General features: G+C 70.4%; 15 protein-coding genes. 4 read left to right on the top strand and 11 right to left on the bottom strand.

Annotated features, from left to right (window positions below; genetic code table 11):
• Positions 1-79: 79 nt before the first annotated feature.
• Positions 80-988 carry a hypothetical protein gene (locus tag AC4IJH_RS37715; RefSeq protein ID WP_330269867.1) on the bottom strand — a complete coding sequence of 303 codons (909 nt, stop codon included), beginning with the start codon at positions 986-988 and terminating at the stop codon, positions 80-82.
• Positions 985-1,683, bottom strand: a complete 699-nt coding sequence (locus tag AC4IJH_RS37710; protein WP_330269868.1) for a hypothetical protein — start codon at positions 1,681-1,683, stop codon at positions 985-987. The genes AC4IJH_RS37715 and AC4IJH_RS37710 overlap by 4 nt, the downstream gene beginning before the upstream one ends.
• Before the next feature lie 307 nt (positions 1,684-1,990).
• On the opposite strand from AC4IJH_RS37710, the gene AC4IJH_RS37705 reads away from it, so the two are divergent.
• Positions 1,991-3,469 (top strand): DUF2637 domain-containing protein, encoded by a 1,479-nt coding sequence (locus AC4IJH_RS37705; protein WP_490856497.1) that lies wholly within the window; start codon positions 1,991-1,993, stop codon positions 3,467-3,469.
• Between the two features lie 80 nt (positions 3,470-3,549).
• On the opposite strand, the gene AC4IJH_RS37700 is transcribed toward AC4IJH_RS37705, so the two are convergent.
• The 7 genes from AC4IJH_RS37700 to AC4IJH_RS37670 all read right to left on the bottom strand — a co-directional run bounded on the left by AC4IJH_RS37700 (position 3,550) and on the right by AC4IJH_RS37670 (position 7,141).
• The gene (locus AC4IJH_RS37700) at positions 3,550-4,344 is read right to left on the bottom strand and encodes a serine/threonine-protein kinase (RefSeq protein WP_490856496.1); all 795 of its coding nucleotides are present in this window, start codon (positions 4,342-4,344) and stop codon (positions 3,550-3,552) included.
• 227 nt (positions 4,345-4,571) lie between these two features.
• On the bottom strand, positions 4,572-4,862 hold the full coding sequence (locus AC4IJH_RS37695; RefSeq protein WP_468640887.1) for a hypothetical protein: 291 nt from the start codon (positions 4,860-4,862) through the stop codon (positions 4,572-4,574).
• Positions 4,863-4,970: 108 nt separating this feature from the next.
• Positions 4,971-5,648, bottom strand: a complete 678-nt coding sequence (locus AC4IJH_RS37690) for a hypothetical protein (RefSeq protein ID WP_490856495.1) — start codon at positions 5,646-5,648, stop codon at positions 4,971-4,973.
• A complete protein-coding gene (locus AC4IJH_RS37685; protein ID WP_490856494.1) occupies positions 5,645-6,052 on the bottom strand; it encodes a DUF6415 family natural product biosynthesis protein in 408 nt (135 codons plus the stop codon). Before AC4IJH_RS37685 ends, AC4IJH_RS37690 begins: the two co-directional genes overlap by 4 nt.
• A gap of 2 nt (positions 6,053-6,054) precedes the next feature.
• On the bottom strand, positions 6,055-6,495 hold the full coding sequence (locus tag AC4IJH_RS37680; RefSeq protein ID WP_164344746.1) for an ATP-binding protein: 441 nt from the start codon (positions 6,493-6,495) through the stop codon (positions 6,055-6,057).
• Entirely contained in the window at positions 6,492-6,887 is a 396-nt protein-coding gene (locus AC4IJH_RS37675) for a hypothetical protein (protein ID WP_164344744.1), read from the bottom strand. Before AC4IJH_RS37675 ends, AC4IJH_RS37680 begins: the two co-directional genes overlap by 4 nt.
• On the bottom strand, positions 6,884-7,141 hold the full coding sequence (locus AC4IJH_RS37670) for a hypothetical protein (protein WP_164344742.1): 258 nt from the start codon (positions 7,139-7,141) through the stop codon (positions 6,884-6,886). The genes AC4IJH_RS37675 and AC4IJH_RS37670 overlap by 4 nt, the downstream gene beginning before the upstream one ends.
• Before the next feature lie 273 nt (positions 7,142-7,414).
• Here AC4IJH_RS37670 and AC4IJH_RS37665 point away from each other — a divergent pair, with 273 nt between their 5' ends.
• The 3 genes from AC4IJH_RS37665 to AC4IJH_RS37655 all read left to right on the top strand — a co-directional run bounded on the left by AC4IJH_RS37665 (position 7,415) and on the right by AC4IJH_RS37655 (position 9,296).
• Positions 7,415-8,269 (top strand): helix-turn-helix domain-containing protein, encoded by an 855-nt coding sequence (locus AC4IJH_RS37665; RefSeq protein ID WP_164344740.1) that lies wholly within the window; start codon positions 7,415-7,417, stop codon positions 8,267-8,269.
• A complete protein-coding gene (locus tag AC4IJH_RS37660; RefSeq protein WP_164344738.1) occupies positions 8,266-8,628 on the top strand; it encodes a DUF397 domain-containing protein in 363 nt (120 codons plus the stop codon). Before AC4IJH_RS37665 ends, AC4IJH_RS37660 begins: the two co-directional genes overlap by 4 nt.
• A gap of 239 nt (positions 8,629-8,867) precedes the next feature.
• On the top strand, positions 8,868-9,296 hold the full coding sequence (locus AC4IJH_RS37655) for a hypothetical protein (protein WP_164344736.1): 429 nt from the start codon (positions 8,868-8,870) through the stop codon (positions 9,294-9,296).
• A gap of 67 nt (positions 9,297-9,363) precedes the next feature.
• On the opposite strand, the gene AC4IJH_RS37650 is transcribed toward AC4IJH_RS37655, so the two are convergent.
• Together AC4IJH_RS37650 and AC4IJH_RS37645 are read right to left on the bottom strand one after the other, a co-directional pair.
• A complete protein-coding gene (locus AC4IJH_RS37650; protein WP_164344734.1) occupies positions 9,364-9,711 on the bottom strand; it encodes a hypothetical protein in 348 nt (115 codons plus the stop codon).
• Entirely contained in the window at positions 9,701-10,315 is a 615-nt protein-coding gene (locus tag AC4IJH_RS37645) for a hypothetical protein (protein WP_490856493.1), read from the bottom strand. The genes AC4IJH_RS37650 and AC4IJH_RS37645 overlap by 11 nt, the downstream gene beginning before the upstream one ends.
• Between the last annotated feature and the right edge of the window lie 3 nt (positions 10,316-10,318).

Here is a 10,318-nt window from a genome sequence, read left to right as displayed (position 1 = left end):
CCCCCCCCCCCCCCCCCCCCCCCCCCCCCCCCCCCCCCCCCCCCCCCCCCCCCCCCCCCCCCCCCCCCCCCCGGCACGGTCAGGCGACGGCGGTGCGCTCCTCATCCTGTCGCCCGTCGCCCTCCAGCTCCGGGCGCGAGGCGGGGACGACCTTCTTCGGGTACACCTTGTCGATCGTCTCGATGTACTCGGTCAGGCGGGTACGGGCTTCCTCCGCCTGGCGCCGGACCGCGTCGGCGTCCTTGCGTTCCATGGCGGCGATGTGCCGCTCCTTGACGCTGCCGAGCGCCGCGGTGACGCGGGTCAGGGTCTTCTGGGTCCGCAGGACCGCAGGGGGAGCGGTGAGCGCGGGCGCCGCGTCGTCGCTCTCGTCCGTGATCAGTTTGATGGGGTACTTGAGCTCTGCGGCCGCCCGCTCGAACAGGGCTGCTGTGGGGCGCCGACGGTTCTCGGCCGCCGCCAGCTCCCACGCCTTGGGGATGACCGCGAGGGCGGCGTCCTCGCCGTGCTGGTCGATGACCGCGGCGATGACGACGGCGTGGGAGGGCCTGCTGATGCGGTGCACTTTTTTACACCGGATGTTCAGCGCCACCACCTTGGCCAGGGCCGCGGCCTCCCTGACAAGCCGGTGGACGTACTTCGTGCTGATCTCCAGCACCTCCGCGCCCCACTGCTCGAAGCTGGTGCAGCTGGAGTGCTGCCACAGGTCGTTTTCCTTGGCGTAGGCCAGGAGCAGACCCTTGTTGACCGCGCCGACGGCCAGGACGTCGGCGACGGCTTCCTCTCCGCTCTCTTTGGCGTCGCGGAGCAGGGCCGTCACCTGCTCCAGCTGCTCCTGCGGCGTTCCCTTGATGACGCGGGCAGGGTCGATGACGTTGGTGCCGTTGAAGCGGTCGGCCTCCAGGCCGGGCACCTTCTTCACGGGCTGGGCGCCCTTTCGGAGCCGGCCCGCGGCCATGCTCGGTCGGGCCGGCGCCTGGGCGCTCATCGGGTGACCTCCACTAGAAGCTCCTTGGCGAGTTTGTGCATGTCGGAGTCCGCTTTCAGCCGGGGGACCGTGCCGAAGCTCTGGGCATAACCCGTCTTGGACTCGGACGCGGGAATCTCGGACTTGAGGACGTGCAGCCCCTCCTCTTCCAGCTCCTTGCGGACTCCATCAGCCGCTCCCGCGCTGGGGTTGAAGCGCGTGAGCAGGCAGACGACGTGAGGCCGGTGGCCGGACATGGTCTCGACCTCGTCCATCGCGCCCAGGATCGACGCGCCACGGAACTTCTCCATGCCGCTCGGATAGAGGGCCAGCACGAGGAGATCCGAGGCCCGGATCGCGGCGAGGTGGGAGTTCTGCTTGCCGCGGTCCCAGGCTTTGGTGTCGATCAGGGACAGGCCGTGCGGCGGCCGGAGCCGGTCCACTTCGGCCTTGAGCGAGGGCGCGGCCGGGGCACGGTACACAGGGGCACCGAGGCCCTCGCTGTGCACGGGAAGCATCTCGGCCCACGCGAGCAGGGAACCAGGCTCCTCCTGGCCGTCGCTGTCGTCGGCATCGTGCGCGACAGCGGGGATGCCCATCTTCTTCCAGTTCCGCAGGAGGTGAGCGAGAGTGGTGGACTTCGCGCTCCCTCCCTTGCCGACGAACGAGATCGTCCGTCCCTCCTCTGGGAGGGGGTTATTCCAAGTCCAGTCCATGGGCCGGAGGGTATCGACAATCGGGCATTCGGGAGGGTACGGACGCCGGTTTTTAGTACGACCACCCGTCAAGACGACATCTGTGCTGCGGCCGGACCAACGATCGTCGGGGCCCGATGGACGAGTGCAGGAAAAGGGGCCGCCGGGGCGCCCGGTACTGGAGGAGGATGCTGCGGTATCCGGGGCTGACGGTGCGGCGTCCTAGGGTTGGGACGCCCGAGCCTCAGAAACCGATGAACGGAGAGTCCATGCGTCACCAGGCGGCGGCCGTCAGCCGCAGGCCCAACAGGCCCGGAGGCGCCCTGTGGTGGGGGAGGGGACCGCGCTGATGGATGTCGAGAAGTTCATCCTCCCCGGCGGCATCGTGCTCGCCGCACTCTGCGTCCTCGGCACCGTGGCGATCGTGGTGCGCTCGCGTCGCAGCCGGGAGCAGGACAAGATGTCCCCCGAGGAGCGCGAACGGCTCGCCGAGGAGCGGCGCAAGACCTGGCGCCGCCGCTTGGCCGTCATCAGCCTGTCGGTCGCCTTCGTCATCATCTTCTGCATCGCCGGGATCGCGGCCTGGCTCTCCTTCGGCGCGCAGAAGGCGTATGCCTTCGACCGCAACGGGGGTTCCTGGTCGGCCGCGACCGGCTTCGCCCTCCTCCTGGACGCGGGTGCGCTCGGCCTGTCGCTGCTGCGGCTGTTCGAGGCGCTGACGGCCCGGTCCAGCCAGCTGACCCGTTTCTACCTGGTGGCGTTCATCGTGGCCTCCGCGACGATGAACCTGCTGCACGCCCCATCGGCCTCGCTCGGCGGCAGGCTCGTCGCGGTCATCCCGCCGCTGGTGTACGCGGTGTTCCTGGAGACCTTGCTCAAGAAGGTCGAGCAGCTGGTCCTCGGCAAGTACCCGAAGCGGAAGGTCAAGAAGAACGTCGAGCGCGGTTACAGCTTGCTCTTGTGGGTGCCGTTCGTCGGCTACCCCTGGCAGATGTGGAAGAAGTGGCGCGAGGACCTGCACAGCACCTTGCAGTACGTCCGCGCCCCGGGCTCCAGGAAGCCCGTCCCCGAGGTGGAGCACGCCACGGCCGCGCCGCAGCCGGCGGAGCCGTCTCAGGCGGGGGAGGGCGCTTCTCCGGTCCCGCGACAGGCCGCGCCCGCCGCGCCGGCACCCGTGCCGCAGGCGGCGACGGCGCCGCGTCCTGTCGCCGCCCAGCAGCCGCCCGCGGCGACCGCCCCCGCCCCGGCCGCCGCAACCGGCCCGATAGGTACCGCGGCCGCCGCGCAGCCGACGCCGTCGCCCGGTCCGACTCCGCAGGCCGCCGCCCAGCCGGTACCGGTGCCGTCGTCCCCGGCACCCTCGAACAAGCCGAAGAAGGACCAGCTCCGCGACGCCCTGGTAGAGCAGATCCGGGCCGGTGACCTCCGCGTCCTGGACGACAGCCCACAGGTCAGCAATGGGGCCGCCTACCGGGCGAACATGGAGCTGGGGAAGGCGGCCGGGAAGGGCCTCAAGAACGGAAAGCAGGAGGGCATCCTGGCCGATGGAGCGGTTCGTACGGCGGTGAAGCAACTGCTCCCGGAGCTGCGGCAGATCGCGGAGGAGGAGCGGGCCCGGCGTGCTGCGGCCGCCGCGTCCCAGAGGGTTCCTGAGCCCGCGCCGGACCATCAGGGGCCTGCGGACGGCGGGGCGAGCAGCGCGGATGAGTCCCGGGAGCGCCGGGAGCCAGAGGCACCCGGCATCGGACACCAGCGCGGAGAGGAAGCCGACACGAGCAGCGAGGAGAGGGAGGCTGCGCTCGCGTAGACAGACGGCTCGGCGAGACAGGGAAGGGGCCCGACGGTAACGACCGTCGGGCCCCTTCCGTGTGCGGCGATCCGCCAGTTCTACAGGGGCATGGACCGCAGCCACTCGGCCAGGTTTAGGGCCGTGGGCCGGTCTTGCGGACGCCTGGTGAGTACGTGGCGCAGGACCTCCTCCAGCTGCGGCCACTGGGGGATGTGGCCGAGGGGCGGCCAGCGCTGTGCGAGGACTTGCCGCAGCACCTTCGCGGTGAACTTCCCGGGGTCGATTCCGAGCTGGGCGTAGTCCAGCGGCCAGGTGCCTGTGGCCGCCCACCACAGACCGGCAGCGAGGGCGTACACCTCGGCCGGAGGGTCGGTGACGACCGGCCGGACCGATGACTCCGCGCGGCTCATCAGTTCCGGCGACATCAGGTGCACCAGCCCGCCCAGGTAGGTGTGCGGCGGCGCCAGATTCGGGCTCGATGTCCATGTGCAGCCGATGAGCCGGACCGCTCCGGTCGTGTGCACGGTGTGGTGGGGCTGGAGGTCGCCGTGCACCCATCCCGCCGCGTGCAGGGCGCCGACGGCGGCGCACATGTCCACCGCGGCCGCCAGTGCGGCGGCCCGGTCGGCGTCGCGCCGTTCCCGCACCACCTCGAATCGGCTCCAGGTGGAGGGGCCTTCGAGCCACGGCGTGATGAGCCACGCCGCGCTCTCGGCCCGGCCGGCCTTCGCTCGGCCTCCGTACGACAGGGCGGGTACCTGGGAGTGGGCTTGCTGGAGGACCATCGCCTCTCGCGCCACGGTGGCCAGGCTCTCGCCCGTGCCGACCTTCAGGGCCCATAGCCCGCGCGGGCCGGCCACGCGCCAGACAGCCGTGTCTCGGTGGTCTGCCATGAGTTCCCAGGTGGCCGGTTCTCCGGCTACGGCCTCGGCGTCGGCCCGGCCGAACTGCGGGCTCGCTCCCGCGCGTTGCCCTGGAAGGCTGGCGGTCTGTGTTCTCTCGTCCAACACGGCTGGCCTCTCTGCGATGCCCGCGGTGGTCGCGGTCGGGTCGTCGGGGAGGCGGACGGCCTGGGCCTCGGCAGCCGGGGGTGCGGCTGCCGAGGCCGGCGGCCGTCCGCCTAGATGGAGTTGGCGACGGCTACGGCGGCCAGGAGCCACATGACGCTGACCCAGGTGCACAGGCAGCGGACCAGCACGGGGTGCTCCCGGTGCAGGTTTCGCAGCGCGGCGAGGCCCGTGCTCCCCTGTGAGCGCGCCCGGAAGCCGAAGATCCCGATGGTCACGGCCGAGACCTGCACCGGACGGTGGTCGTCGGCGTCCAGGACCAGGTCCATGAGCGTCCGGGGCTCGTAGTCCTTGCGCGAGGCGCGGTTCGCGCGGATGCGGCGCAGGTGAGGGAAGTCAGGCATACGGGTTCGCTCTCTCGGTCGTTCGTCGGGTCGGAACGGCGGACGGATTCCGCCGGTGCTGACCGCCCGACGGTCCGGGCGCGAAGCAGCCGGACCGCCGGGCGGGGTCTAGGCCGCTGTGCTCAGCGCCGCGAGATCGTTCAGGTCCACGGGGGTGCAGCCGGTCAGGGCAACGAGGTCGCGGGCGGCGAGCGTCCAGCAGATGGCGGGGTCTTCGTCCGCTACCTCGGTGAGTTCCTTGTCGGCGGGGGCCGGGATACGGCGGAGGGTGCGCGGGTCGTAGACGATCCCGGCCACTCCCCAGGGCTCCGCCCGTTTCACCAGGGCGGCGGTGTGGCCCTTGCGCAGGTGCGGGCAGGCGTCGACGGACTCGATGGCGCAGGGCAGGCACACCGGTGGGGTGTCGGTCACCTCCCCGTCGCGGATCGGGTGGCCCTCGACGGCGCGAGCGATGAAGAGGTGCCGGTGGCCCCAGCGGCGGAAGTCGTCGTTGAAGGTGGAGTGGCCGCAGACCATGCACAGCATGTGCGACATGGCCTGTCGCTGGCGGAGCGGGTGGATGGCGGCCAGGTCGGGCTTGCCTCGTCCGCGCAGTGCCGGCCATCGGACCCAGAGGTTGCCGTTCCTGCGGTCGGCATGGCTGAGTTCGTCGGTGTAGCCGATGCCTTCCCGGCCGTCCGGCCGCACCTTCTTGGTGATCTCGTACGGGAGCGGGGTCTCCGCGCTCCACGGCGCGATGAAGGGGACGTGCAGCCCCTTCAGGTAGAACTGGCGGGGCGGTGTCATGCGACGTCCTTTATGGTCCCGGTCTCGGTGAGCCGTTCCAGCAGGTCGTTGGTGACGCCGGCTGTTCGTCGCAGGTAGCCCAGCGCCGCGCGGTAGTCCGCCGGCAGTTCTTCGGCGGTCAACGTCTGTGCTCGGCCGATGAGGTCGGCCACCTGGCCGTCATCGTTCTCCGCGGCGACCGCGATGTTGACGAGTCGCCGGAGGTCGCCCCGCAGGCGTTCGTCGAGCTCCGCGAACTCGTCCTCGCGGGGGGCCTGGTTGCTGAGCACGTCGCCGACGTCGTCGAGGATCGCGTCCAGCGGCCGAACTCCGCGCAGTCCGCTGACGACCCGCGCGAGTCCCTCGGCGTCCAGGGGCGGCCTCCACGATGCGCTCGGGGGCGCGGGCTGGGATGCGGCGGTCATGTTCACTGCTGGTCTCCTGCCGGAATCGCTGCCCAGACCCGCAGGCCGTTCCCCGGCGTCGGTTCAGCTCCCCATCGGGCGGCGAGCAGCTGCACGAGAAGCAGGCCGCGGCCGCCCTCCGCCAGATCGGCGGGCGCCGTCAGGTACGTGTCGAGGGGAGCCTGCGGGCGGGGGCCGCTGTCTCGTACGGCGATCCGGATCTCTTCGGGGTGCCGCTCGACCTCAAGCCGGATGCGCATGGACTGCGTGTGCTCGACCGCGTTGGTCGCGATCTCGGATACCACCTGGACCGCCGATTCGATGCGCTCCTCGGGCACCTTCCAGTCCGTCAGGTCTGCGCGGACCTGGTGGCGGGCGAGCGCGGCCGTACGGCGGTCACGGTCGAAGACGTACGCCCGGCTCTCCGGGACGGCGGCCGCGGTCGGGGTGAGTGGTGGCGTCACAGAATGCCTCCGGGGGTCGACTGCTGTGGGGGGAGCCCCGCGGTGCGCCAGCGGAAGGCGGGGTACGCCAGGTTCAGAGCCCTCCGCAGGTCCGAGACGGGCAGCGGGCCGCCGTTCGGCAGGTGGGGGACGGGGAGCCACGATCCGGCGTCGAGCGTCCAGACGTCTGCGCCCCAGACGCCTCCGCGTCCGGGCTCGGTCAGGAAGTACATGCGGCCGCACTCCGGGGCGTCGATGACCGCCGGTTCCTGCTCGAAGACGAACAGGACGTCGAGGGTGTGGCGGACGGCCACGCCCAGGGCCTGGGGCATCACGACGGCATCCCAGGCGAGGCCGGCGGGGAGCTGGAGGTCGCGGGGCCGGACGGCGCTCGTAGCGGCGGGGGCGGTCACTGGGTCCGTCCCATGCACTTGGAGTGCGCGCGGACGTCCCATGACATCGGGTTGGAGTCGTCGGGGGAGACGGTGACGGCGCGGCCGTCGGGGTAGAGCCGCCCGCCGGGGATGCCGCACCGGATGCAGAGCGCTCCCTGGAGCTTGCGTAAGACCTCCGTACTGACGGGGATCTCGAATCGCCGGGCGCCGCTCGCGTCGGGCGCCCCGGTCGTGAGCGCCGGTTCCTGGTGCCGCACTTCGTCGTTACGCATCCCGAGGGCTTCCCTCCCTGGGCTCCGTCTGCCGCGCAGCGCTCGGCATGTCCGCCCGAGGAACGCGTCCGGCCGGACTTCGCGATCACCAGCCGTTATGAGCCCGTCACCCTAGGATGTACCTCAGAAGATTCTCTCTGCAACTTCTCTGAGAAGATTCACGGAAGTTTCTGGCGGGCGGAGGGTCGCATGGGCACACCGATTACGCCGCGGCCACGCGGTACGGCAGGATGGGGCCGTGTTGGCAGGCGGAGACTGAGGGGAGGTGCGGAGATGGCGGCTCAGGGACCGATGGTCAAACGACGCAAGATCGGCCGCGAGCTCCAGACGCTTCGTGAAACTTCTGGACTGACGATCGAAGAGGCAGGAAAAGCGATCGGCCGCTCCGATTCGACGATCAGTCGCATCGAGAATGGCAAGCGAGACGTCCAGTTGATCGAGCTCAAGGGCCTCCTGGAGGCGTACGAGGCCCCCGCCGAAACGCGGGAAGCCCTGATCAACCTGCTGAGCGCCACGCCCGAAGAGGCGTGGTGGACCGTCTTCGACCTCCCGCCGAACCTCGACACCTATGTCGGTCTGGAGGCTGAGGCGGACACCCTCCGCGTCTACGCCCTCGGCACCGTCCACAGCCTCCTCCGCACCGAGGAGTACGCCCGTGCGGTTCTTCGCGGCACCAGTCCCTCGGCGCCGGCCGGGGAGATCGAGGACCTGCTCAAGTTCCACATGCAGCGCCAGCAGGTCCTCAAGCGCGATTCCGGGGCCTTGGACCTCATCGTCGTACTCGACGAGGCGTGCCTTTGGCGCCAGGTCGGCGGGCTCGACTGCCAGCGCGCGCAGCTGAAGCACCTGATCCAGCAGGCGGAGGAGGTGCCCAACGTCGTCGTGCAGGTCCTCCCGTACAGCAAGGGCGCCCACTCGGGTCTCACCGGCGCCTTCACCATCCTCGATTTTCCGGACCCCACGGAGCCCGCGGTGGTCTACCTGGATAGCCCCGGCGGGAACTTGTACCTCCAGAAGGCCAAGGACACCCGTCGATTCGACCAGTCCCACAGCCGCCTGCGCGGCATGGCGCTCGATGAGCATGAGTCGGTGCGGTTCATGCAGACCGTGCTGAAGGAGATCAAATGACCACGACCCCTGACCTCACTAACGCGCGGTGGCGGAAGGCCCTCCGTTCCGAGAGCGCGCAAGGATGCGTTGAGGTTGCCTTCCTCTCCGGCGACCTGGTCGCGGTACGCGACAGCAAGAACCCGCTGAAGACCGCGCACGTCTACCCGGTGGCCGCATGGACCGTGTTCCAGGACCACCTCCGCGGGCTGGTGCCGGCGGAGGACTCGCGGATCGTGGTCACCATCACCGACGACGCCGTGCTGCTGAGCGATCGTCAAGACCAGGCTCCGGAGCACGTCTACACGCACCGCGAGTGGCTGTTCTTCCTCGACGGCGTACTGAAGAGGGAGCCGCAGCTCTGCGCAGCAGCTGCCTGATCGAACGCCAGTGGCCCGGCAGGAGGAATCTCTCCTGCCGGGCCACTGGCGTTTCCGGGCGCCCCCGTCGACTCCGCTGGGCGGAGGACGGCGCGGTGGAAGAAAACGCGCAGGCCACGTGTCTGTACCCAGTGGTAGAAAGCAGACAGTGGCGTGGGATAGATCGCGCCACTCTGGGCCGTCGTTCCCAAGTGGGCGCGGTTGCCCGGTTGTTCGGTGCACGCGGGGAGTGATACAGCATGTCGTCGTTGGTGAACACCTGGGTCCGCTTGTCCACAGATCGCCTCGTCCGAGCTGACCGCATCGTCGCGGTCGACCTGTGGGGTCCACCGAACGGCGACAAGCAGACCGAGGTCGTGGCCGACGAGCCCGCGCGGATCATGCTTCAGATCGACGGCGACGAAGAGGAGCCGTGGCGTGAGGCCGCGACGGTCAACGCGGAGCGCGGCGGTGAGCTCATCACCTATCTGCTGTCCCTGCTGAACAGCCCGAACCCGGACGGGAGCAAGGTCCGGTACGTGTACGGGCTGTACCGCGGCGAGGAGCTCTATCGGTGGATGCACGGCACGACCATCCCCGTCATGCCGGACGGACGAGTGCGGCCCCTGCACGAGGTGCACGACCCCAATCCCGGCCTGTCCGTGGGGATGGTGCCCAGCCGTCGGTGACCTCGGATGGAAACACAGGATGCCCCCGCTTCGGCGGGGGCATCCTGTGTTTCGGGACCTGCGGGCTTCAGCCCTGGCCGGTGAGGCCGGCAGCCGCAGCCTCCTGACGGACGTAGTCCGCGGCTCCGTCCAGGCTGACCCACTGGGGTGCGGCCGCCGGGACGGCGCCCTGGTGGCTCGCGTGGACGGCATCGTGATCGCGGAGCATCACGGCCGACCGCTGGGCTTCCGCGATCCCCTTCTCGTCGGCCGGGAACAGGACCAGGTGGCGCTGGTCGACCGCCGCCCGGCGCAGCAGGTACTCGCGTTCCTGGTCCGGTGTGGTGGTGCCGGCCAGGTCGCTCAGGCGCAGCGCGTCAGCCAGCCGACGGACCTCTGTGGTCTCGCGCATCAGGTGCCACAGTTCATCGGTCATTGCGACGCCCCTTCCTCGCGGCACGGAGGGTGATCCAGGTGGTGACGAGGGCGGCGACGACACCGATCGCGCGGTGAGCCGCCTGGTCCAGCTCGAAGGCGGCACTACCGGGACCGGAGTCCTCGACCCTCGCATTGCCCTCCTCGTCGACGGTGCGCACGACGGTGCAGTGCTCGACGTAGCCGCCCTTCCCGGCCTTGGCGGCGAGCCACAGCAAGGGCTGGCGTTTGTCGATGACCAGGTGGGTGAGGGCATTGATCCCCGCGCCCGTGAGAAGGGCACCGGCCGGGACGCGGTAGCCCAGGGTCCTGGTGACGGCGACGGTTCCGGCCAGCTGGCCGGCGGTGTATCCGACGACGTGCCGGGCCGCGCTGATCCAGCCCAGCCGGGTGGCGGTCATGGTGCGCTGTCCGGTGCGGTCGTCGGTCTCCTCGCCCACGGGGGTTCCGTCCCGGTAGACCAGGTGGTCGCCGTGCGCGCCCTTGTTCACCGCGTCCCTGCTCGCCTGGGCCCACTGATCGAACAGTGGGTGCAGACCGTCCCAGGTGGCGAGCAGGGCGCCGGCCAGCGCCAGGCCCTGCACGGAGGTTGAGCGGTCGGTCATCAT

This window comes from Streptomyces sp. UF-297 (assembly GCF_058245575.1).
Note: the sequence above shows the minus strand (reverse complement) of the source record. Positions and strands in the feature narration are given on the sequence as shown.

Excerpts from the sequence above, each read along its gene's own strand:
- AC4IJH_RS37660 (WP_164344738.1), top strand. The coding sequence starts at position 8,266 with ATGACCACGACCCCTGACCTCACTAACGCGCGGTGGCGGAAGGCCCTC.
- AC4IJH_RS37710 (WP_330269868.1), bottom strand. The coding sequence starts at position 1,683 with ATGGACTGGACTTGGAATAACCCCCTCCCAGAGGAGGGACGGACGATC.
- AC4IJH_RS37715 (WP_330269867.1), bottom strand. The coding sequence starts at position 988 with ATGAGCGCCCAGGCGCCGGCCCGACCGAGCATGGCCGCGGGCCGGCTC.
- AC4IJH_RS37695 (WP_468640887.1), bottom strand. The coding sequence starts at position 4,862 with ATGCCTGACTTCCCTCACCTGCGCCGCATCCGCGCGAACCGCGCCTCG.
- AC4IJH_RS37655 (WP_164344736.1), top strand. The coding sequence starts at position 8,868 with ATGTCGTCGTTGGTGAACACCTGGGTCCGCTTGTCCACAGATCGCCTC.
- AC4IJH_RS37700 (WP_490856496.1), bottom strand. The coding sequence starts at position 4,344 with ATGGCAGACCACCGAGACACGGCTGTCTGGCGCGTGGCCGGCCCGCGC.
- AC4IJH_RS37665 (WP_164344740.1), top strand. The coding sequence starts at position 7,415 with ATGGCGGCTCAGGGACCGATGGTCAAACGACGCAAGATCGGCCGCGAG.
- AC4IJH_RS37650 (WP_164344734.1), bottom strand. The coding sequence starts at position 9,711 with ATGACCGATGAACTGTGGCACCTGATGCGCGAGACCACAGAGGTCCGT.
- AC4IJH_RS37685 (WP_490856494.1), bottom strand. The coding sequence starts at position 6,052 with ATGACCGCCGCATCCCAGCCCGCGCCCCCGAGCGCATCGTGGAGGCCG.
- AC4IJH_RS37670 (WP_164344742.1), bottom strand. The coding sequence starts at position 7,141 with ATGCGTAACGACGAAGTGCGGCACCAGGAACCGGCGCTCACGACCGGG.
- AC4IJH_RS37690 (WP_490856495.1), bottom strand. The coding sequence starts at position 5,648 with ATGACACCGCCCCGCCAGTTCTACCTGAAGGGGCTGCACGTCCCCTTC.
- AC4IJH_RS37645 (WP_490856493.1), bottom strand. The coding sequence starts at position 10,315 with ATGACCGACCGCTCAACCTCCGTGCAGGGCCTGGCGCTGGCCGGCGCC.